The sequence below is a fragment of the Pseudomonas cerasi genome, from assembly GCF_900074915.1.
Lineage (GTDB): Bacteria > Pseudomonadota > Gammaproteobacteria > Pseudomonadales > Pseudomonadaceae > Aquipseudomonas > Aquipseudomonas cerasi.
In genome coordinates this window covers 5,870,588-5,891,735 of the sequence record NZ_LT222319.1, presented here as the reverse complement: position 1 = coordinate 5,891,735, position 21,148 = coordinate 5,870,588, and the positions used below count along the sequence as shown (strand labels likewise).

General features: G+C 57.1%; 21 protein-coding genes. All 21 read left to right on the top strand.

Annotation, left to right across the window (positions count from 1 at the left end; all coding sequences use genetic code 11):
• The first annotated feature begins 584 nt into the window (after positions 1-584).
• The 21 genes from rpmH to glmS all read left to right on the top strand — a co-directional run bounded on the left by rpmH (position 585) and on the right by glmS (position 21,024).
• Positions 585-719 carry a 50S ribosomal protein L34 gene (rpmH, locus tag PCPL58_RS28520; protein ID WP_002551315.1) on the top strand — a complete coding sequence of 45 codons (135 nt, stop codon included), beginning with the start codon at positions 585-587 and terminating at the stop codon, positions 717-719.
• A 16-nt stretch (positions 720-735) separates the two neighbouring features.
• The gene (rnpA, locus tag PCPL58_RS28515; RefSeq protein ID WP_002551314.1) at positions 736-1,137 is read left to right on the top strand and encodes a ribonuclease P protein component; all 402 of its coding nucleotides are present in this window, start codon (positions 736-738) and stop codon (positions 1,135-1,137) included.
• Positions 1,130-1,375, top strand: a complete 246-nt coding sequence (yidD, locus tag PCPL58_RS28510) for a membrane protein insertion efficiency factor YidD (protein ID WP_003367836.1) — start codon at positions 1,130-1,132, stop codon at positions 1,373-1,375. The genes rnpA and yidD overlap by 8 nt, the downstream gene beginning before the upstream one ends.
• 2 nt (positions 1,376-1,377) lie before the next feature.
• The gene (gene yidC / locus PCPL58_RS28505; RefSeq protein ID WP_003367838.1) at positions 1,378-3,069 is read left to right on the top strand and encodes a membrane protein insertase YidC; all 1,692 of its coding nucleotides are present in this window, start codon (positions 1,378-1,380) and stop codon (positions 3,067-3,069) included.
• A gap of 78 nt (positions 3,070-3,147) precedes the next feature.
• A complete protein-coding gene (gene mnmE, locus PCPL58_RS28500; RefSeq protein WP_065350983.1) occupies positions 3,148-4,518 on the top strand; it encodes a tRNA uridine-5-carboxymethylaminomethyl(34) synthesis GTPase MnmE in 1,371 nt (456 codons plus the stop codon).
• A gap of 575 nt (positions 4,519-5,093) precedes the next feature.
• A complete protein-coding gene (gene mnmG / locus PCPL58_RS28495) occupies positions 5,094-6,986 on the top strand; it encodes a tRNA uridine-5-carboxymethylaminomethyl(34) synthesis enzyme MnmG (protein ID WP_065351133.1) in 1,893 nt (630 codons plus the stop codon).
• Complete coding sequence (gene rsmG / locus PCPL58_RS28490) at positions 6,983-7,627, top strand: 16S rRNA (guanine(527)-N(7))-methyltransferase RsmG (protein WP_065350982.1); 645 nt, start codon at positions 6,983-6,985, stop codon at positions 7,625-7,627. Before mnmG ends, rsmG begins: the two co-directional genes overlap by 4 nt.
• Positions 7,628-7,645: 18 nt before the next feature.
• A complete protein-coding gene (locus PCPL58_RS28485) occupies positions 7,646-8,437 on the top strand; it encodes a ParA family protein (RefSeq protein WP_002555991.1) in 792 nt (263 codons plus the stop codon).
• A gap of 9 nt (positions 8,438-8,446) precedes the next feature.
• Positions 8,447-9,319, top strand: coding sequence for a ParB/RepB/Spo0J family partition protein (locus tag PCPL58_RS28480; RefSeq protein WP_003315951.1), 873 nt, complete (start codon positions 8,447-8,449; stop codon positions 9,317-9,319).
• A gap of 146 nt (positions 9,320-9,465) precedes the next feature.
• The gene (locus PCPL58_RS28475; protein WP_002555989.1) at positions 9,466-9,873 is read left to right on the top strand and encodes a F0F1 ATP synthase subunit I; all 408 of its coding nucleotides are present in this window, start codon (positions 9,466-9,468) and stop codon (positions 9,871-9,873) included.
• Positions 9,874-9,889: 16 nt separating this feature from the next.
• Positions 9,890-10,759, top strand: a complete 870-nt coding sequence (gene atpB, locus PCPL58_RS28470; protein ID WP_003315954.1) for a F0F1 ATP synthase subunit A — start codon at positions 9,890-9,892, stop codon at positions 10,757-10,759.
• Positions 10,760-10,897: 138 nt separating this feature from the next.
• On the top strand, positions 10,898-11,155 hold the full coding sequence (atpE, locus tag PCPL58_RS28465) for a F0F1 ATP synthase subunit C (RefSeq protein ID WP_002555987.1): 258 nt from the start codon (positions 10,898-10,900) through the stop codon (positions 11,153-11,155).
• Between the two features lie 57 nt (positions 11,156-11,212).
• Complete coding sequence (locus PCPL58_RS28460) at positions 11,213-11,683, top strand: F0F1 ATP synthase subunit B (RefSeq protein WP_002555986.1); 471 nt, start codon at positions 11,213-11,215, stop codon at positions 11,681-11,683.
• A 12-nt stretch (positions 11,684-11,695) separates the two neighbouring features.
• Complete coding sequence (locus PCPL58_RS28455) at positions 11,696-12,232, top strand: F0F1 ATP synthase subunit delta (RefSeq protein ID WP_003315956.1); 537 nt, start codon at positions 11,696-11,698, stop codon at positions 12,230-12,232.
• Positions 12,233-12,253: 21 nt separating this feature from the next.
• Positions 12,254-13,798: a F0F1 ATP synthase subunit alpha gene (gene atpA / locus PCPL58_RS28450; RefSeq protein ID WP_065350981.1), complete on the top strand. Its 1,545-nt coding sequence runs from the start codon at positions 12,254-12,256 to the stop codon at positions 13,796-13,798.
• Positions 13,799-13,848: 50 nt separating this feature from the next.
• Entirely contained in the window at positions 13,849-14,709 is an 861-nt protein-coding gene (gene atpG, locus PCPL58_RS28445; protein ID WP_065350980.1) for a F0F1 ATP synthase subunit gamma, read from the top strand.
• Positions 14,710-14,736: 27 nt separating this feature from the next.
• Entirely contained in the window at positions 14,737-16,116 is a 1,380-nt protein-coding gene (gene atpD, locus PCPL58_RS28440) for a F0F1 ATP synthase subunit beta (RefSeq protein ID WP_002555982.1), read from the top strand.
• A gap of 43 nt (positions 16,117-16,159) precedes the next feature.
• A complete protein-coding gene (locus PCPL58_RS28435) occupies positions 16,160-16,585 on the top strand; it encodes a F0F1 ATP synthase subunit epsilon (protein WP_003413751.1) in 426 nt (141 codons plus the stop codon).
• A gap of 125 nt (positions 16,586-16,710) precedes the next feature.
• Positions 16,711-18,078 (top strand): bifunctional UDP-N-acetylglucosamine diphosphorylase/glucosamine-1-phosphate N-acetyltransferase GlmU, encoded by a 1,368-nt coding sequence (glmU, locus tag PCPL58_RS28430; protein WP_065350979.1) that lies wholly within the window; start codon positions 16,711-16,713, stop codon positions 18,076-18,078.
• Positions 18,079-18,411: 333 nt separating this feature from the next.
• Positions 18,412-19,179 carry a DeoR/GlpR family DNA-binding transcription regulator gene (locus PCPL58_RS28425; RefSeq protein ID WP_003367861.1) on the top strand — a complete coding sequence of 256 codons (768 nt, stop codon included), beginning with the start codon at positions 18,412-18,414 and terminating at the stop codon, positions 19,177-19,179.
• 9 nt (positions 19,180-19,188) lie between these two features.
• Positions 19,189-21,024, top strand: a complete 1,836-nt coding sequence (gene glmS, locus PCPL58_RS28420) for a glutamine--fructose-6-phosphate transaminase (isomerizing) (protein WP_065350978.1) — start codon at positions 19,189-19,191, stop codon at positions 21,022-21,024.
• Positions 21,025-21,148: the final 124 nt, after the last annotated feature.

Sequence of the window (21,148 nt, the reverse complement as noted above, 5' to 3'; positions counted from 1 at the left end):
GGATATCCCCTGAGTTGAAAGCCGGTGAGGCAAAAACAGCCGCCATTGTAACGACCCAGAGGCGACTTATCCACATGTAGGTTGGTCACAGAGAGCTATAAATCAACGATTTATGCATGAAGCAGACGACAAACGGTCAACACATAAGCTCTGTGGATAACCCATCTTCAGCCCATTGCATAAGTCAGGCGTAAACTCTGTGCATAACTCGCCTGTGGATAAAAAGGCGTTCCATGCACAGCTTTTCCGAAGGTCCGGCACAGGCAGGGCACCGCTTCTCGACAACCTTTCTGACCTCTGTACACATTGAATAACAAGGGCTGTAAGATGTTATCCACAGAAAGGCGCTGCGTAAGAGTTATAAGCTTTATAAAGAAGCTTTAAATACTCTCTTCCTTTTATTTCTATAACCGGAGCGGGTTAGCGTAGCGGTGAACGAAAGGAAGGGGGCGCCCAGCTATAAAAAGATGCCTATGAAGAAAAGCTGGTTGGAAATTGACCTGCGAGCCTGCTTTCTCTAGAATCCCCGGTCTCTTAAAACGGGGGCCATTCCGGCCCGTAGTGGACGAACCAGGTAACACGCCATGAAACGTACTTTCCAACCCAGCACTATCAAGCGCGCCCGCACCCACGGTTTCCGTGCACGCATGGCCACCAAAAACGGCCGCGCAGTTCTTTCGCGTCGTCGTGCCAAAGGCCGTAAGCGTCTGGCAGTTTGATAAATCGGCACAGGAGGTGAGTCGAGACTTCAGTCGGGAAAAGCGTTTGCTCACTCCCCGGCATTTCAAGGCAGTCTTTGACTCCCCTACCGGCAAGGTTCCGGGGAAAAATCTCCTGCTCCTTGCGCGCAACAACGACCTCGATCATCCCCGCCTGGGGCTTGTGATAGGTAAAAAGAGCGTGAAGCTCTCCGTCGAGCGCAATCGTTTGAAACGCCTGATGCGCGAATCATTTCGCCAACACCAAGACAGTTTGGTCGGTTGGGATATCGTTATCGTCGCGCGCAAAGGCTTGGGTGACGTAGAAAACCCTGAACTGATTCAGCATTTCGGCAAGCTCTGGAAACGTCTGGCGCGTAGCCGACCCATTCCGGAAGAAAAATCCGAACCTGCAGGGGTAGACAGTCCAGATGCGTAAACTGGCACTCGTTCCGATCCAGTTCTATCGCTATGCCATTAGCCCGCTGATGGCCAGTCACTGTCGTTTCTACCCCAGTTGCTCCTGCTACGCGTATGAAGCCATCGAAAATCATGGCCTTTTGCGCGGTGGCTGGCTGTCAATTCGTCGTCTTGGTCGCTGTCACCCATGGAATCCCGGTGGTTATGACCCGGTTCCAGCTATCCCCACCTCCCGTTCTTCTTCGATGGCCGAGTAATCATGGATATTAAACGCACGATCCTGATCGTCGCCCTGGCAATCGTGACCTACGTCGGGGTTCTGAAATGGAACCAAGACTATGGCCAGGCTGCCATGCCGACCCAGAATGTTGCAGCCAGCAGCACCGCACCGGGTATTCCGGACACGGCCGCTGGTACTAATGGTTCTGCAAGTGCCGATGTTCCAAGCGCAAGCGCTACTGCCAATACGGCTGCAGCACCTCTTGAAACTCCGGCCGTAGCCAGCAAAGACCTTATCCACGTCAAGACCGATGTGCTCGATCTGGCGATCGATCCGGTGGGTGGCGACGTCGTTCAGCTTCGTTTGCCTCTGTACCCGCGTCGTCAGGATCGTCCTGACGTTCCGTTCCAGTTGTTCGACAACGGCGGCGAGCGTACTTTTCTGGCACAAAGCGGCCTGACCGGGACCAATGGTCCGGATGCACGCGCTGCCGGTCGTCCGGTTTACACCTCCACACAAAAGACTTATCAACTGGCTGATGGCCAGGACACGATGGTCGTGGATCTGAAATTCTCGGAAAACGGCGTCAATTACATCAAGCGCTTCACCTTCAAGCGCGGTCTGTACGATCTGGTCATGACTTACGTTGTGGATAACCAGAGCGCACAACCCTGGTCCGGTAATCTGTTCGCGCAATTGAAGCGCGATGCCAGCTCCGATCCTTCTTCGACGACTGCTACTGGCACCGCTACCTACCTGGGCGCTGCCCTGTGGACTGCGGCCGAGCCATACAAGAAAGTGTCGATGAAAGATATCGACAAGGGCCAGGTCAAGGAAACTGTCCAGGGCGGTTGGGTTGCATGGCTGCAGCACTACTTCGTGACTGCGTGGATTCCCGATCACAATGCCACCAACGCTGTTCAGACCCGCAAAGATAGCCAGGGCAACTACATCATCGGCTTCACCAGCCCGACTCTCTCGGTTGCACCCGGTGCACAAGGTGAAACCAGCGCTACCCTGTATGCAGGTCCGAAAAGCCAGGCGGTACTCAAAGAGTTATCCCCAGGTCTGGAGCTGACCGTCGATTATGGTTTCCTGTGGTTCATTGCCCAGCCTATCTTTTGGCTGCTGCAACATATCCACGCCATCCTCGGCAACTGGGGCTGGTCGATCATTGTCCTGACCATGCTGATCAAAGGCCTTTTCTTCCCGCTTTCCGCAGCCAGCTACAAGTCGATGGCACGCATGCGCGCCGTGGCTCCGAAGCTTGCATTGCTGAAAGAGCAGCATGGCGATGATCGTCAGAAGATGTCCCAGGCAATGATGGAGCTGTACAAGAAAGAGAAGATCAACCCGCTGGGTGGATGCTTGCCGATTCTTGTACAAATGCCGGTTTTCCTTTCGCTGTACTGGGTACTCCTGGAAAGCGTAGAAATGCGTCAGGCACCGTGGATCCTGTGGATAACCGACCTGTCGATCAAGGACCCGTTCTTCATCCTGCCGATCATCATGGGCGCGACCATGTTCATCCAGCAGCGTTTGAACCCGACTCCACCGGACCCGATGCAGGCCAAGGTCATGAAAATGATGCCGATCATTTTCACGTTCTTCTTCCTGTGGTTCCCTGCCGGTCTGGTTCTGTACTGGGTTGTGAACAACACCCTGTCGATCGCTCAGCAGGCTTACATCACTCGCAAGATCGAAGCGGCTACCAAGAAAGCAGCTGTCTGATCTAACCTGTGAATAAGTTCTACAAGACGCCCCCTCGTGGGGCGTTTTGCTATCCGTCATTTGTCCGGGAGCCGGAGCATGAACGTTCCTCGTGAAACCATTGCCGCCATCGCCACAGCCCAGGGGCGGGGCGGTGTTGGTATTGTCAGGGTGTCAGGTCCTCTGGCGGGCAGGGCCGCCGAAGCCATTATCGGTCGGACCCTCAAGCCACGATTTGCCCATTACGGACCTTTTGTCGATGATGCCGGACAGGTACTCGATGAAGGGATCGCGCTGTATTTTCCGGGACCCAACTCGTTTACCGGCGAGGACGTGCTGGAACTTCAGGGCCACGGCGGTCCCATCGTTCTGGACATGCTGCTGCAGCGCTGCCTGCAACTGGGCAGCAGACTGGCTCGTCCGGGCGAGTTCAGTGAGCGCGCCTTTCTCAATGACAAGCTGGATCTTGCCCAGGCAGAAGCCATTGCCGACCTGATCGAGGCGAGTTCTGCACAGGCAGCGCGCAATGCACTGCGCTCTTTGCAGGGTGCTTTTTCGCGGCGTGTGGATAACTTGACCGAGAAATTGATCAGCGTGCGCATCTATGTGGAAGCTGCAATCGACTTCCCCGAAGAGGAAATCGACTTCCTTGCCGATGGCCACGTTCTGAACATGCTCGATGACGTACGTGCCGAGTTATCCACAGTGTTGCGTGAAGCCGGGCAGGGTGCCCTGTTACGCGACGGCATGACCGTAGTGATTGCCGGACGCCCCAATGCGGGCAAATCCAGTCTGCTGAATGCTTTGGCGGGCAGGGAGGCGGCAATTGTCACCGAGATCGCCGGCACAACCCGCGATGTACTGCGTGAACATATCCACATAGACGGAATGCCCTTGCACGTCGTCGACACAGCGGGGCTGCGGGATACTCAAGACCAGGTGGAAATGATCGGCGTGCAGCGCGCACTCAAGGCCATCGGCGAAGCTGACCGGATTCTGCTGGTGGTGGATGCGACCGCTCCGGAGGCAGCAGACCCGTTCGCACTGTGGCCGGAATTCCTCGAGCAGCGCCCGGACCCGTCGAAAGTCACGCTGATCCGCAACAAGGCAGATCTGAGTGGAGACCCCGTCGATCTGCAAACCAGCGTAGATGGCCACGTCACCATCAGCCTGAGCGCCAGGTCTGGTGGCGAAGGGCTTGAACTGCTGCGCGAGCATCTCAAGGCCTGCATGGGCTATGAACAAACCTCGGAAAGCAGCTTCAGCGCGCGCCGACGCCACCTTGAAGCGCTGCGCCATGCCAGTGACTCTCTGGAACACGGCAGAGCTCAACTCACCCTGGCGGGGGCCGGAGAGCTGCTGGCCGAAGATCTGCGTCAGGCACAGCAAGCGCTTGGCGAGATCACCGGCGCATTCAGTTCCGACGACCTGCTTGGCAGAATCTTCTCCAGCTTCTGCATCGGCAAGTAAACCTTCTGGCATGGCCCGGCCTGGGTCATGCCTTCAAGTACCACGAGACGCCTCGTTCAGCTGGAGTGTTATCCACATACTCGGCTTTTTCCTCCTTTAACTTTGCTTCGACACCTGAATCTGACCAACAGAAATGCCTGAGGGAAGGATTTTCTGTGCCTGATTTTTGATGAAGAGCCGGTTTTTTGTGGATTAAGCCCTGTGAATAACTGCCCTTTAGCTCGGTGGGTAAGCAGGGTGCAAACCTGAAGATAAATGCCCCTGTGGACAATTGGCTATCTTATCAACAGGCTCAGGACGGTTATCCAAACCCCTCATCCCCACATGAACACAGACTTTTGAATCTCTGTACACATTGAAAATAAAGGCTCGTAGAGATCTATCCACAGAAAGGTAGCTCAGTAAAAATAAACATAAAAACAAGGCTTTATAAACTTTCTTTCCTTTTTATTTTCTTTATCGCGACTTTTCCACAGCTGGTTAAATTTTGTCCAACGGGTTTCATTCAGGTGGGGTAAGTCCCTATACTTGTCAGCTATCCCAATTTCTCATCGACAACAGGCACGAGGTGCGTGGTGGATTTCCCTTCCCGTTTTGAAGTGATCGTCATCGGTGGCGGTCATGCCGGTACCGAGGCCGCACTGGCGTCGGCACGCATGGGTGTCAAAACCCTGTTGCTGACCCACAACGTGGAAACACTCGGCCAGATGAGTTGCAATCCGGCCATCGGTGGTATCGGTAAAAGCCATCTGGTTAAGGAAATCGACGCCTTGGGCGGTGCCATGGCCATGGCTACTGACAAGGGCGGTATCCAGTTCCGCGTGCTGAACAGCCGCAAGGGGCCGGCCGTACGTGCCACCCGTGCGCAGGCTGATCGCGTGCTGTACAAGGCAGCCATTCGTGAAACCCTGGAAAATCAGCCGAATCTGTGGATATTTCAGCAAGCCTGCGATGACCTGATCGTTGAACAGGATCAAGTACGCGGCGTCGTGACCCAGATGGGTATGCGCATATTTGCCGATTCAGTGGTGTTGACCACAGGGACGTTCCTTGGCGGACTTATCCACATCGGTATGCAAAATTATTCGGGCGGTCGGGCAGGTGATCCTCCTTCGATCGCACTGGCGCAAAGACTGCGTGAACTGCCGCTGCGCGTCGGCCGCCTGAAAACCGGGACCCCGCCACGGATTGACGGACGTTCTGTGGATTTTTCGGTGATGACCGAGCAACCAGGTGACACACCGATTCCGGTCATGTCGTTCCTGGGCAACAAGGAACAGCATCCGCCGCAGGTCAGTTGCTGGATTACGCACACCAACGCGCGGACTCACGAAATCATTGCGTCCAACCTCGATCGCTCGCCGATGTATTCGGGCGTGATCGAAGGTATTGGTCCGCGTTACTGCCCGTCGATCGAAGACAAGATCCACCGGTTTGCCGACAAGGAAAGCCATCAGGTCTTCATCGAGCCGGAAGGATTGACCACGCATGAGCTGTACCCGAACGGTATCTCCACGTCGTTGCCATTCGATGTGCAACTGCAGATCGTCCGGTCGATTCGCGGCATGGAGAATGCACACATCGTTCGCCCTGGTTACGCCATCGAATATGACTATTTCGACCCGCGTGATCTGAAATACAGCTTGGAAACCAAGGTCATCGGCGGTCTGTTCTTCGCAGGCCAGATCAACGGCACGACCGGTTATGAAGAGGCCGGTGCCCAGGGTTTGCTGGCCGGGACCAATGCCGCGCTGCGCGCAGAGGGTCGAGACAGCTGGTGCCCGCGTCGCGATGAAGCGTACATCGGCGTTCTGGTCGACGACCTGATCACGCTCGGTACGCAAGAGCCTTACCGGATGTTCACCTCCAGGGCCGAATACCGTTTGATCCTGCGCGAAGACAACGCTGATTTGCGACTCACCGAAAAAGGCCGCGAACTGGGCCTGGTCGACGACGCCCGCTGGGCTGCGTTCTGCACCAAGCGTGAAAGCATCGAGCTGGAAGAGCAGCGTTTGAAAAGTACCTGGGTACGTCCCGGTACCGAGCAGGGCGATGCGATTGCTGCACACTTCGGCACGCCACTGACCCACGAATACAATTTGCTCAACCTGCTGACCCGTCCGGAAATCGATTACGCCAGCCTGATTTCAATCACTGGCCAGGGCTGCATCGATCCCCAGGTCGCCGAGCAGGTAGAGATCAAGACAAAATACGCCGGTTACATTGATCGCCAGCAGGACGAAATTGCCCGTCTGCGCGCCAGTGAAGACACCCGTCTGCCGGAAGACATCGATTACGCCGCGATCTCCGGCCTGTCGAAAGAAATCCAAAGCAAGCTGGGGATAACTCGTCCGGAAACACTCGGACAGGCATCGCGTATCCCCGGCGTCACGCCTGCAGCGATATCGCTGTTGATGATCCATTTGAAAAAACGCGGCGCGGGCCGTCAGTTGGAGCAAAGCGCTTGAGTTCTATGGTCACCCCGCAACACGCCCAAGAGTTATCCACCGGTGCCCGGGAATTGGGGATTGACCTCAGCCCGGCCCAGCACGAGCAATTGCTGGCGTATCTGGCGTTGTTGATCAAGTGGAACAAGGCCTACAACCTGACTGCGGTACGCAACCCGGACGAAATGGTATCGAGGCATCTGCTCGACAGTCTCAGTGTGGTGCCCTTCATCGAAGGTACGCGCTGGATCGACGTTGGCAGCGGCGGTGGGATGCCCGGCATTCCCATGGCCATCCTGTTTCCGGAGCGCAAAGTGGCGCTGCTGGACAGCAATGGCAAGAAAACCCGGTTTCAGACCCAGGTCAAACTTGAGCTGAAACTGGATAATCTTGAAGTTATCCACAGCCGTGCAGAAAGTTATCAGCCCGAAGTGCCTTTCGACGGGATCATCTCCCGTGCATTCAGCAGCCTGGAAGACTTCACCGGCTGGACGCGTCACATGGGCGACTTCAATACACGCTGGCTGGCAATGAAAGGGCTGCATCCTGACGATGAGCTGGTAGCATTGCCCTCAGATTTTCACCTCGATAGCGCACACGCCTTGACCGTTCCGGGTTGCCAAGGCCAACGCCATCTGCTGATACTGCGCCGCACGGCATGACTGGGAACACAAGCAAGAATGGCTAAGGTATTCGCGATAGCGAACCAGAAAGGTGGGGTCGGCAAGACCACCACATGCATCAACCTCGCCGCATCGCTGGTCGCGACCAAGCGCCGTGTGCTGCTGATCGATCTCGATCCCCAGGGCAACGCGACCATGGGCAGCGGTGTGGATAAACACAACCTGGAAAACTCCGTCTACGACCTGTTGATCGGCGAATGCGATCTGGGCGAGGCCATGCAGTTTTCCGAGCACGGTGGTTATCAACTGCTTCCGGCCAACCGTGATCTGACGGCGGGCGAAGTGGTTCTGCTGGAAATGCAGATGAAAGAGAGTCGTCTGCGCAATGCGCTGGCGCCCATCCGCGAGAATTACGATTACATTCTCATCGACTGCCCACCTTCGCTGTCGATGCTGACCCTGAACGCGCTGGTCGCCGCAGACGGCGTAATTATCCCCATGCAGTGCGAGTACTTTGCACTCGAAGGTCTCAGCGACCTTGTGGATAACATCAAGCGTATTGCTGAACTGCTCAACCCGCAGCTGAAAATCGAAGGCCTGCTGCGCACCATGTATGATCCGCGGCTGAGCCTGATCAACGACGTTTCGGCGCAGCTCAAGGAACATTTCGGCGAGCAGCTGTACGACACCGTGATCCCGAGAAACATCCGTCTGGCCGAGGCACCGAGTTTCGGCATGCCCGTGCTGGCGTACGACAAGTCGTCTCGCGGTGCGCTGGCCTATCTGGCCCTGGCAAGCGAACTGGTTCGTCGTCAACGTCGCGGCGCAAAAACCGCTCAGCCAACCTAAGGAATTCCCATGGCCGTCAAGAAACGAGGTCTCGGACGTGGGTTGGACGCGCTTCTGAGCAGTCCAACCGTCAGTTCGCTGGAAGAACAGGCCGTCAAGGCCCCGCCAAGTGAGTTGCAGCATGTGCCGCTGGACCTGATCCAGCGCGGCAAGTACCAGCCGCGCCGTGACATGGACCCGCAGGCACTCGAAGAGCTCGCGCAGTCGATCAAGTCGCAGGGCGTGATGCAGCCGATCGTGGTGCGTCCTATCGGTGACAACCGCTTCGAGATCATTGCGGGCGAGCGTCGCTGGCGTGCCAGCCAGCAGGCAGGTGTCGAGACGATCCCGGCGATGGTCCGCGATGTACCGGACGAAACCGCGATTGCGATGGCGCTGATCGAGAACATCCAGCGTGAGGACCTCAACCCGATCGAAGAGGCCATGGCGCTGCAGCGCTTGCAGCAGGAGTTTCAACTGACCCAGCAGCAGGTGGCCGATGCCGTCGGCAAATCGCGAGTCAGTGTCGCCAACCTGTTACGCCTGATTGCCTTGCCGGAGGCCATCAAGACGATGCTGTCTCATGGTGACCTGGAAATGGGCCATGCGCGTGCCTTGCTCGGCTTGGGTGAAGATCGGCAGGTCGAAGGTGCGCGACACGTTGTCGCACGCGGGCTTACCGTGCGCCAGACCGAAGCACTGGTCAGGCAGTGGCTGAGCGGCAAGGCAGAGGCTGCCGAGCCGGTGAAGACCGACCCGGACATCAGCCGCCTGGAACAGCGTCTGGCCGAGCGTCTGGGCTCTGCGGTGCAGATTCGTCATGGTCAGAAGGGCAAAGGGCAATTGGTCATCCGTTACAACTCGCTGGACGAGCTTCAGGGAGTGCTCGCTCACATCCGCTGAAACAATTGCTCTGTAGCGTATAGTCGGAAATCACTACCCGACTGTTGAATAGGGGCTTAACCGCCCCTATACTCTGCGCGCATTTTGTCGGCACAAATTATGCCAAGTTATTGATTATGGCGACCGACATCAAAGGAGCAGTTGCGATGGAATCCCGCATGCCAGACCGCTTGCCGTTCTATCGCCTGGCGGTTTTCCCGCTTTTGCTGGCTCAATTGATCGTGCTGCTCATGGCCGCATTGGTGCTGTGGCAGTGGCAAGGAGTCGTTGCAGGATATTCGGGACTCTGCGGAGGCCTGATAGCCTGGCTACCCAATTTATACTTTGCTCACAAGGCATTCCGGTTTTCCGGGGCCAGAGCAGCGCAAGCCATCGTTCGGTCGTTCTACGCCGGCGAGGCAGGCAAACTGATTTTCACGGCAGTGCTTTTTGCATTGACGTTCGCAGGTGTGAAGCCTTTGGCGCCGCTGGCTGTATTCGGCGTGTTCATGTTGATCCAGGTGGTCAACTGGTTCGCTCCCCTGCTTACGAGAACAAGACTTTCGAGACCTTAGGGCGTTTGAGGCAACCATGGCAGAGCAGACAGCTTCGGGCTATATCCAGCACCACTTGCAGAACCTTACATTCGGGCACCTGCCCAATGGCGAATGGGGCTTTGCCCACACCGCAGCGGAAGCCAAGGAAATGGGTTTCTGGGCCTTCCACGTCGATACCCTCGGCTGGTCGGTTGCGTTGGGTCTGATTTTCGTTCTGATCTTCCGCATGGCGGCCAAGAAGGCAACTTCCGGCCAGCCTGGCGCACTGCAGAACTTCGTCGAAGTGCTGGTCGAGTTCGTCGACGGTAGTGTGAAAGACAGCTTCCACGGCCGCAGCGCGGTCATCGCGCCACTGGCGTTGACCATTTTCGTCTGGGTATTCCTGATGAACGCGGTCGACCTGGTACCGGTGGACTGGATTCCACAGTTGGCGATGATGATCTCGGGTGACTCGCACATTCCGTTCCGTGCCGTTTCGACCACTGACCCGAACGCCACGCTGGGCATGGCCCTGTCCGTGTTCGCACTGATCATTTTCTACAGCATCAAGGTCAAGGGCATCGGCGGTTTCATCGGCGAACTGACCCTTCACCCGTTTGGCAGCAAGAACCTGTTCGTTCAGGCGCTGTTGATCCCGGTCAACTTCCTGCTGGAATTCGTGACGCTGATCGCCAAGCCGATTTCCCTGGCTTTGCGTCTGTTCGGCAACATGTATGCTGGCGAGCTGGTCTTCATTCTGATCGCCGTGATGTTCGGCAGCGGTCTGTTGTGGCTCAGCGGTCTGGGTGTAGTGCTGCAGTGGGCGTGGGCTGTGTTCCACATCCTGATCATCACCCTGCAAGCGTTCATCTTCATGATGCTGACCATCGTCTACCTGTCGATGGCTCACGAAGATAACCATTGAGATTCGTCTCAGGACGCGTCTGATGACCGTCTCGCCACTGGCGAGGCGGTGCCCGCAAGGGCTGATGTAGAAACGATTTTGTTTTACCGCTTCAATTAAAAAAACCTAACCAATACGACGTAAAAGTCGGGAGGAAAGATGGAAACTGTAGTTGGTCTAACCGCTATCGCTGTTGCACTGTTGATCGGCCTGGGCGCACTGGGTACTGCAATCGGTTTCGGCCTGTTGGGCGGCAAGTTCCTGGAAGGCGCGGCGCGTCAGCCGGAGATGGTTCCAATGCTGCAAGTTAAAATGTTCATCGTTGCGGGCCTGCTCGACGCCGTGACCATGATCGGTGTTGGTATCGCTCTGTTCTTCACCTTTGCGAACCCCTTCGTTGGTCAACTCGCTGGCTGATCACTCGAATTTTCGAGTTGATTGGTGTGATGGACAACGAACGAGCGAGGTGTTGGCGTGAACATTAATGCAACCCTGATTGGCCAGTCCGTTGCGTTCTTCATTTTTGTGATTTTCTGCATGAAGTTCGTGTGGCCTCCGGTCATCGCGGCTTTGCACGAACGTCAGAAGAAGATCGCGGATGGACTGGACGCTGCTTCCCGAGCAGCTCGCGACCTGGAGCTGGCCCAAGAAAAAGCGGGTCAACAACTGCGCGAAGCTAAAGCTCAAGCAGCCGAGATCATTGAGCAAGCCAAGAAACGCGGTACCCAGATTGTCGACGAAGCCCGTGAAACGGCACGCGTTGAAGCTGACCGTGTGAAGGCTCAGGCTCAGGCCGAGATCGAGCAGGAACTGAACGGTGTCAAAGATGCCTTGCGCGCCCAGTTGGGTAGCCTGGCAGTCAATGGCGCAGAGAAGATTCTGGGTGCCACAATCGATCAAAACGCGCACGCGGAGCTGGTTAACAAACTGGCTGCTGAAATTTAAGCGAGGGCGATCATGGCAGAACTGACCACGTTGGCCCGACCTTACGCGAAGGCGGCCTTCGAGCATGCGCAGGCCCACCAGCAGCTGGCCAATTGGTCAGCCATGCTCGGCCTGGCTGCTGCGGTGTCGCAAGACGACACCATGCAGCGCATGCTCAAGGCCCCGCGACTGACGAGCGCACAAAAGGCCACCACTTTTATTGAAGTGTGTGGCGAAAAGTTCGATGCCAAGGCACAGAATTTCATTCACGTCGTTGCTGAAAACGACCGCCTCCCGCTCTTGCCGGAGATCGCCGAACTGTTCGACCTGTACAAGGCCGAGCAGGAAAAATCGGTCGATGTGGATGTCACCAGTGCTTTCGCATTGAACCAAGAACAGCAAGACAAACTCGCCAAGGTTCTCAGTGCACGGCTCGGCCGGGAAGTGCGCCTGCATGCTGCGGAGGATGCCTCTCTTATAGGGGGTGTCGTCATCCGCGCCGGCGACCTGGTTATCGATGGCTCAGTTCGTGGCAAGATCGCGAAACTAGCCGAAGCATTGAAATCTTGAGTTTGAAGGGGCAGCAGAGCAATGCAGCAACTCAATCCTTCCGAAATAAGTGAAATCATCAAGGGTCGCATCGACAAGCTCGATGTAACCTCCCAAGCCCGTAACGAAGGCACAGTCGTCAGCGTGTCTGACGGTATCGTGCGGATTCATGGTCTGGCCGACGTAATGTACGGCGAAATGATCGAGTTTCCGGGCGGTGTCTACGGTATGGCGCTGAACCTTGAGCAAGACTCCGTGGGTGCCGCTGTACTGGGCGCTTACACGACTCTGGCTGAAGGCATGAGCGCCAAGTGCACAGGCCGCATCCTCGAGGTTCCGGTTGGTAAGGAACTGCTGGGTCGCGTTGTCGATGCACTGGGTAACCCAGTTGACGGCAAAGGTCCGCTGAACAACACCGAGACCGATGCGGTCGAGAAAGTTGCTCCAGGCGTGATCTGGCGTAAGTCGGTAGACCAGCCTGTACAGACTGGCTACAAGGCTGTCGATGCCATGATTCCTGTCGGCCGTGGCCAGCGTGAGCTGATCATCGGTGACCGTCAGATCGGTAAAACCGCTCTGGCCATCGACGCAATCATCAACCAGAAGAACAGCGGCATCTTCTGCGTCTACGTAGCAATCGGTCAGAAGCAATCGACCATTGCCAACGTTGTTCGCAAGCTCGAAGAGAACGGCGCACTGGCTAACACCATCGTCGTGGCTGCAAGTGCTTCCGAATCCGCAGCGCTGCAGTTCCTTGCACCGTACTCGGGTTGCACCATGGGCGAGTTCTTCCGCGACCGCGGTGAAGACGCGCTGATCGTTTATGACGATCTGTCCAAGCAAGCAGTGGCTTACCGCCAGATTTCCCTGCTGCTGCGCCGTCCACCAGGCCGTGAAGCTTACCCAGGCGACGTGTTCTATCTCCACTCCCGTCTGCTGGAGCGCGCATCGCGTGTTTCCGAAGAATACGTAGAGAAGTTCACCAACGGCGCAGTGACCGGCAAAACCGGTTCCCTGACCGCACTGCCGATCATCGAAACCCAGGCTGGCGACGTTTCCGCGTTCGTTCCGACCAACGTGATTTCCATCACCGACGGTCAGATCTTCCTGGAATCGGCCATGTTCAACTCCGGCATCCGTCCGGCTGTGAACGCCGGTGTTTCGGTATCCCGTGTGGGTGGTGCCGCTCAGACCAAGATCATCAAGAAGCTTTCCGGTGGTATCCGTACCGCTCTGGCTCAGTACCGTGAACTGGCGGCATTCGCCCAGTTCGCTTCTGACCTGGACGAGGCGACCCGCAAGCAACTTGAGCATGGTCAGCGCGTTACCGAGCTGATGAAGCAGAAGCAATACGCACCAATGTCGATCGCTGACATGGCGCTGTCGCTGTATGCCGCTGAGCGTGGGTTCCTGACTGACGTCGAAATCGCCAAGATCGGCAGCTTTGAACAAGCGCTGATTGCTTACTTCAACCGCGATCACGCCGATTTGATGGCGAAGATCAACGTGAAGGGTGACTTCAATGACGAAATCGATTCTGGCATGAAAGCCGGCATCGAGAAGTTCAAGGCCACCCAAACCTGGTAAGCCGCAGCGGGGGCCGCAAGGCTCCCGCTTGCTAACCTGATAGGTGTTACATGGCAGGCGCAAAAGAGATTCGCAGCAAGATTGCGAGCATCAAAAGCACGCAAAAGATCACCAGCGCCATGGAAAAAGTGGCGGTCAGCAAAATGCGCAAGGCTCAAATGCGCATGGCTGCTAGCCGTCCTTACGCGGAGCGCATTCGTCAGGTGATTGGTCATCTGGCAAACGCCAACTCGGAGTACCGCCACCCGTTCATGATCGAGCGCCCTGTTAAGCGCGTCGGTTATGTCGTAGTGAGCAGTGACCGTGGTCTGTGTGGTGGCTTGAATACCAACCTGTTCAAGACTCTGGTCAAGGACATGGCGGTGAACCGTGAAAACGGTGTAGAGATCGATCTGTGCGTGGTCGGCAGCAAAGGTGCGGCATTTTTCCGCAACTTCGGCGGTAACGTCGTCGCTGCGATCAGCCACCTGGGCGAAGAGCCGTCGATCAACGACTTGATCGGCAGCGTCAAGGTGATGCTGGATGCCTACCTGGATGGCCGTATTGATCGCCTGTCCGTGGTATCCAACAAGTTCATCAACACCATGACCCAGCAACCAACAGTGGAGCAATTGATTCCGCTGGTGGCAACCCCGGATCAAGGGCTCAAGCACCACTGGGACTATCTCTACGAACCCGATGCCAAAGAGCTGCTAGACGGCCTTATGGTTCGCTACGTGGAATCGCAGGTGTACCAGGCGGTGGTCGAGAACAACGCAGCTGAACAAGCAGCGCGGATGATCGCGATGAAGAACGCCACAGACAACGCCGGTGATTTGATCAGCGATTTGCAGCTGATCTACAACAAGGCGCGTCAGGCAGCGATCACCCAAGAGATCTCGGAAATCGTCGGCGGCGCTGCCGCGGTTTAACGGTTCAAATATTAGAGGAACCAGCTAATGAGTAGCGGACGTATCGTTCAAATCATCGGCGCCGTGATCGACGTGGAATTCCCACGCGATAGCGTACCGAGTATCTACAACGCGCTGGAAGTTCAGAGCGCGGCAGGAACCACCCTGGAAGTTCAGCAGCAGCTGGGCGACGGCGTGGTTCGTACCATTGCTATGGGCTCCACCGAGGGCTTGAAGCGTGGTCTGGAAGTAACAGACTCTGGCGCAGCCATCTCCGTACCGGTCGGTAAAGCGACGCTGGGCCGGATCATGGACGTGCTGGGCAACCCGATCGACGAAGCTGGCCCGATCGCCACCGAAGAGCGCTGGGGCATTCACCGTCCTGCACCGTCCTTCGCTGAGCAGGCAGGCGGCAATGACCTTCTGGAAACCGGCATCAAGGTTATCGACCTGGTCTGCCCGTTCGCCAAAGGCGGTAAAGTCGGTCTGTTCGGTGGTGCCGGTGTCGGCAAGACCGTAAACATGATGGAGCTGATCCGTAACATCGCCATCGAGCACAGCGGTTATTCCGTGTTCGCCGGTGTGGGTGAGCGTACTCGTGAGGGTAACGACTTCTACCACGAGATGAAGGACTCCAACGTTCTGGACAAAGTGGCACTGGTCTACGGTCAGATGAACGAGCCGCCGGGTAACCGTCTGCGCGTAGCACTGACCGGCCTGACCATGGCCGAGAAGTTCCGTGACGAAGGTAACGACGTTCTGTTGTTCGTCGACAACATCTATCGTTACACCCTGGCCGGTACCGAAGTATCCGCACTGCTGGGCCGTATGCCTTCCGCAGTAGGTTACCAGCCGACCCTGGCTGAAGAGATGGGCACTCTGCAAGAGCGCATCACTTCCACCAAGAATGGTTCGATCACCTCGATCCAGGCCGTATACGTACCAGCGGACGACTTGACTGACCCGTCGCCAGCGACCACGTTTGCCCACTTGGACGCCACCGTCGTACTGTCCCGTGACATCGCTTCCCTGGGTATCTACCCCGCGGTAGATCCACTGGACTCGACTTCGCGCCAGCTGGACCCGAACGTCATTGGCCAGGAACACTACGACACCGCTCGCGGCGTTCAGTACGTGTTGCAGCGCTACAAAGAGCTGAAAGACATCATCGCGATCCTGGGTATGGACGAGCTGTCGGAGACCGACAAGCAGTTGGTTAACCGTGCTCGTAAGATCCAGCGCTTCCTGTCCCAGCCTTTCTTCGTGGCAGAAGTCTTCACCGGTGCTTCGGGTAAATACGTTTCCCTGAAAGACACCATTGCTGGCTTCAAAGGCATCCTCAACGGTGACTACGACCACCTGCCAGAACAAGCGTTCTACATGGTCGGCGGCATCGAAGAAGCGATCGAGAAAGCCAAGAAACTGTAATCCCGGCGCCCGGCAACGGGCGCTATTAGGTTGAGGCAAGCAAATGGCTATGACAGTCCATTGCGACATCGTCAGCGCGGAAGGGGAAATCTTCTCCGGTCTGGTCGAGATGGTGATTGCGCACGGCAACCTGGGTGATATCGGTATCGCTCCAGGCCACGCGCCGCTGATCACTGATCTGAAGCCGGGCCCGATCCGCTTGATCAAGCAGGGTGGGGAAGCCGAGGTGTTCTACATCTCCGGTGGTTTCCTTGAGGTTCAGCCGAACATGGTCAAGGTGCTTGCCGATACTGTGCAACGTGCTGCCGACCTGGATGAAGCTTCTGCTCAGGCTGCCGTACTGGCTGCCGAGAAGGCCCTGAACGAGAAGGGCGCAGATTTCGATTACGGATCTGCAACTGCTCGTCTGGCCGAGGCTGCAGCTCAGCTGCGCACCGTTCAGCAAATTCGCAAGAAGTTTGGCGGCTAACCCCGCTGCACTCGATGCGCGATTGAGAAAAAGGGTAGCCTCGGCTACCCTTTTTCTTTTTTCAGATTTCCTCTTTCAAGTCAGCCCGCCTTCGGTCCGGTTGCCGCTCAGTTGGTAGTCCTATCATGTCTCTCGATATCGTTATTCTCGCTGCTGGCCAAGGTACCCGGATGCGGTCCGCGCTGCCCAAGGTCCTGCACCCCGTGGCCGGCAATTCCATGCTGGGTCATGTTATCCACAGCGCGCGCCAGTTATCCCCAAGTGGAATACACGTCGTGATCGGACACGGCGCTGATGCTGTTCGTGAACAGCTGGCAGCCGATGACTTGAATTTCGTGATGCAGGACAAGCAACTCGGTACCGGCCATGCGGTTGCTCAGGCGCTGCCCGCGCTGACGGCTGACACCGTGTTGATTCTTTATGGCGATGTCCCGTTGATCGAAGTAGAGACGCTTTCGCGCCTGCTCAAACTGGTCAACCTACGGCAACTGGGCCTGTTGACCGTTACGCTGGATGACCCTACCGGTTACGGCCGTATCGTTCGCGATGAGCAGAATCGTGTCTGTGCCATCGTCGAGCATAAGGACGCGAGCGACGCGCAGAAGGCTATCACCGAAGGCAATACCGGAATTCTCGCGGTGCCTGCTGCTCATCTCGCTGACTGGCTGGGGCGGTTGTCCAACAACAATGCCCAGGGCGAGTATTACCTCACCGACGTGATCGCCATGGCAGCTAATGACGGCCTGGTGGTTGCCACAGAGCAACCCCACGACGCGATGGAAGTGCAGGGCGCCAATGATCGCAAGCAGCTTTCCGAGCTGGAGCGTCATTACCAGATGCGTGAAGCCCGTCGTCTGATGGCGGCTGGCGTGACCCTGCGTGACCCTGCGCGCTTCGATGTGCGCGGTGAAGTCAGCGTCGGGCGCGATGTGCTGATCGATATCAATGTGATTCTTGAAGGCAAGGTCGTGATCGAGGATGACGTGGTCATTGGTCCGAACTGCGTCATCAAGGACAGCACCCTGCGCAAGGGTGTCGTCGTCAAAGCCAACAGCCACATCGACGGTGCGATTCTGGGGGAGGGCAGCGATGCCGGCCCGTTTGCACGCCTGCGACCAGGCAGCGTGCTGGGTGCCAAGGCGCATGTGGGTAACTTTGTCGAGCTCAAGAATGCGAACCTGGGCGAGGGGGCCAAGGTTGGCCACCTGACTTATCTTGGTGATGCTGAGGTCGGCGCACGCACCAATATCGGCGCCGGCACCATCACCTGTAACTACGATGGTGCCAACAAGCACAAGACGACGTTGGGTGCAGACGTGTTCATTGGTTCCAACAACTCTCTGGTTGCGCCTGTGGATATCCTGGACGGATCGACGACTGCAGCTGGCTCGACCATCACGCAAAACGTGCCTGCTGAACAACTCGGCGTAGCCCGCGCCCGCCAGCGCAACATCGAAGGCTGGAAGCGGCCGGTGAAAATCAGGAAAGACTGAGTTATCCACAGTCCATGATGACCCGCGTGCCAATGCTCAACATTGGCACGCGTCCATAACTATCCACACCTGACAGTCAAGCCAGGACGCGGAGCGTTCAGAACTGCATACCCACGCGGAGCATGGGTACGATGATCTTGAGAGCACCTCTCGTTCCTCACGCTCCAGCGTAGGAATGCCGTTCGTGACGCTTCACGTCACACCCCAGGCTCAAACGCCGGTGTCACGAGTATCCGATAGAAATTGCGCCGCCCCATCCCGAAACCTTGACCAAAACCAAAAAATAGGTTTTGATTGCCTTCGTTATCTTTCGAAACGAAACTTAAGGCAGTCATGTCGAAGCGTAATACACCGCAGCGTCGCCACAACATTCTCGCCCTGCTCAACGAGCAAGGTGAAGTCAGTGTGGACGACTTGGCTAGACGCTTTGAAACTTCCGAAGTTACGATTCGAAAGGACCTGGCTGCGCTTGAAACCAACGGCCTGCTGTTGCGCCGTTACGGGGGCGCAGTGCCGCTTCCTCACGAGCTTATAAGCGATGGCAGTCAGCCGGTTTCCCGCTACAAACAGGCCATCGCCCGCGCTGCGGTTTCCAGAATTCGCGAGCACGCCAGAATCATCGTCGACAGTGGCAGCACCACGGCGGCATTGATTCCTGAGCTGGGCCAGCAACCCGGCCTGGTGGTCATGACCAATTCCCTGCATGTTGCGCGCGCCCTGACCGAGCTGGAGCACGAACCGGTCCTGTTGATGACGGGCGGAACGTGGGATCCGCACTCGGAGTCTTTTCAGGGGCAAGTCGCTGAACAGGTACTGCGCTCCTACGACTTTGATCAGCTGTTCATCGGTGCCGACGGCATCGATCTGATTCGTGGCACCACCACCTTCAACGAGCTGCTGGGCTTGAGCCGGGTCATGGCGGAAGTCGCCCGGGAAGTCGTGGTCATGGTCGAAGCCGACAAGGTCGGTCGCAAGATCCCCAATCTGGAACTGCCCTGGAGCAGTATCCACACCCTTATTACTGATGATCGCCTGCCCAGTGAGGCGCGCGATCAGATACAGGCCCGCGGCATCAATCTGATTTGTGCTGCTGTCAGCTAGGAGATAACCATGTGTGGAATCGTCGGCGCCGTTGCTGAACGTAATATCACGGCCATTTTGCTCGAAGGCCTCAAGCGCCTTGAATACCGCGGTTATGACAGCGCGGGCGTGGCAGTCTTCAGCAACGAAGGCACCCTTGAGCGCCTCCGTCGCTCTGGCAAGGTCAGTGAGCTGGAACAGGCACTTGCCGGCGAGCCGCTGATCGGTCGTCTGGGCATTGCCCACACGCGTTGGGCGACCCACGGCGCCCCGTGTGAGCGTAACGCCCACCCACACTTCTCGGCCGACACGCTGGCAGTTGTCCACAACGGCATCATCGAGAATCACGAAGCGCTGCGTGAACAGCTGAAAAGCCTGGGTTACGTCTTCGCATCCGATACCGACACTGAAGTCATCGTCCATCTGCTGCACCACAAGCTCAAGGACACCGCCGATCTGGCGGTTGCCCTGAAGGCTGCGGTGAAAGAACTTCACGGTGCTTATGGGCTTGCGGTCATCAATGCCGCGCAGCCGGATCGCCTGCTGGCCGCCCGCAGTGGCAGCCCGCTGGTTGTCGGCATGGGCCTGGGTGAAAACTTCCTGGCCTCCGACCAACTGGCGCTGCGTCAGGTAACCGACCGTTTCATGTACCTGGAAGAGGGCGACATCGCCGAGATCCGTCGCGACAGCGTGCAGATCTGGAACGTCGACGGTGTGTCGGTTGAGCGCGAAGTGGTGCAATACCATGAAGGCGCCGAAGCCGCCGACAAGGGTGAGTATCGTCACTTCATGCTCAAGGAAATTCATGAGCAGCCCAAGGTTGTGCAGCGCACCCTCGAAGGTCGTCTGGCGCAACAGCAAGTGCTGGTCCACGCATTCGGTCCACAGGCTGCCGAGCTGTTCGCCAAAGTACGCAATGTTCAGATCGTGGCCTGTGGCACCAGTTACCACGCCGGCATGGTCGCGCGTTACTGGCTTGAAGGCCTGGCCGGCATCCCTTGCCAGGTCGAAGTGGCCAGCGAGTTCCGCTATCGCAAGGTAGTGGTTCAGCCGGACACCCTGTTCGTCTCGATCTCGCAGTCCGGTGAAACCGCCGACACCCTCGCAGCGCTGCGCAACGCCAAGGAACTGGGCTTTCTGGCCAGCCTGGCGATCTGTAACGTGGGCATCAGTTCACTGGTACGTGAATCAGACCTGACCCTGCTGACTCAGGCTGGCCCGGAAATCGGCGTGGCATCGACCAAGGCCTTCACCACCCAATTGGTCGCCTTGTTGCTGCTGACCCTGTCGCTGGGGCAGGTCAAGGGATCGCTGGAGCAGGGCGTCGAAGCGCAACTGGTCGAAGAACTGCGTCGCCTGCCAACCCGCCTCGGCGAAGCGCTGGCAATGGACGGCACGGTCGAGAAAGTCGCCGAACTGTTCGCCGAGAAGCACCACACCCTGTTCCTTGGGCGCGGCGCACAGTTTCCGGTGGCAATGGAAGGCGCACTCAAGCTCAAAGAAATCTCCTACATCCACGCCGAAGCCTACCCGGCCGGCGAACTCAAGCATGGCCCGTTGGCGCTGGTCGACGCCGACATGCCAGTCGTCACCGTCGCACCGAACAACGAACTGCTGGAGAAACTCAAATCCAACCTGCAGGAAGTGCGCGCCCGCGGCGGCGAGTTGATCGTGTTCGCAGACGAGCAGGCCGGCATGAAGAACGGCGAGGGCACCCACGTCATCGCCATGCCACACATCATCGATGCCTTGGCACCGATTCTCTACACCATCCCGCTGCAGTTGCTTTCGTATTACGTGGCTGTGCTGAAAGGGACGGATGTGGATCAACCGCGGAATCTGGCGAAGTCGGTGACGGTGGAGTGAGTTATCCACAGGGGTGGGGGCTTGTGGTCCTAGGTATTAAAAACTGTCGCTAGGTATTAAAAACTGTCGCAGAGTGATAGCTACACGGCATCACTCTGCGGCAATTTGTATACCTATGATTAGA

Coding starts and splice junctions, on each gene's coding strand:
- PCPL58_RS28480 (WP_003315951.1), top strand. CDS start 8,447: ATGGCCGTCAAGAAACGAGGTCTCGGACGTGGGTTGGACGCGCTTCTG.
- atpA (WP_065350981.1), top strand. CDS start 12,254: ATGCAGCAACTCAATCCTTCCGAAATAAGTGAAATCATCAAGGGTCGC.
- atpB (WP_003315954.1), top strand. CDS start 9,890: ATGGCAGAGCAGACAGCTTCGGGCTATATCCAGCACCACTTGCAGAAC.
- atpD (WP_002555982.1), top strand. CDS start 14,737: ATGAGTAGCGGACGTATCGTTCAAATCATCGGCGCCGTGATCGACGTG.
- yidD (WP_003367836.1), top strand. CDS start 1,130: ATGCGTAAACTGGCACTCGTTCCGATCCAGTTCTATCGCTATGCCATT.
- PCPL58_RS28475 (WP_002555989.1), top strand. CDS start 9,466: ATGGAATCCCGCATGCCAGACCGCTTGCCGTTCTATCGCCTGGCGGTT.
- yidC (WP_003367838.1), top strand. CDS start 1,378: ATGGATATTAAACGCACGATCCTGATCGTCGCCCTGGCAATCGTGACC.
- mnmE (WP_065350983.1), top strand. CDS start 3,148: ATGAACGTTCCTCGTGAAACCATTGCCGCCATCGCCACAGCCCAGGGG.
- PCPL58_RS28485 (WP_002555991.1), top strand. CDS start 7,646: ATGGCTAAGGTATTCGCGATAGCGAACCAGAAAGGTGGGGTCGGCAAG.
- atpG (WP_065350980.1), top strand. CDS start 13,849: ATGGCAGGCGCAAAAGAGATTCGCAGCAAGATTGCGAGCATCAAAAGC.
- glmS (WP_065350978.1), top strand. CDS start 19,189: ATGTGTGGAATCGTCGGCGCCGTTGCTGAACGTAATATCACGGCCATT.
- glmU (WP_065350979.1), top strand. CDS start 16,711: ATGTCTCTCGATATCGTTATTCTCGCTGCTGGCCAAGGTACCCGGATG.
- atpE (WP_002555987.1), top strand. CDS start 10,898: ATGGAAACTGTAGTTGGTCTAACCGCTATCGCTGTTGCACTGTTGATC.
- PCPL58_RS28455 (WP_003315956.1), top strand. CDS start 11,696: ATGGCAGAACTGACCACGTTGGCCCGACCTTACGCGAAGGCGGCCTTC.
- PCPL58_RS28425 (WP_003367861.1), top strand. CDS start 18,412: ATGTCGAAGCGTAATACACCGCAGCGTCGCCACAACATTCTCGCCCTG.
- rpmH (WP_002551315.1), top strand. CDS start 585: ATGAAACGTACTTTCCAACCCAGCACTATCAAGCGCGCCCGCACCCAC.
- PCPL58_RS28435 (WP_003413751.1), top strand. CDS start 16,160: ATGGCTATGACAGTCCATTGCGACATCGTCAGCGCGGAAGGGGAAATC.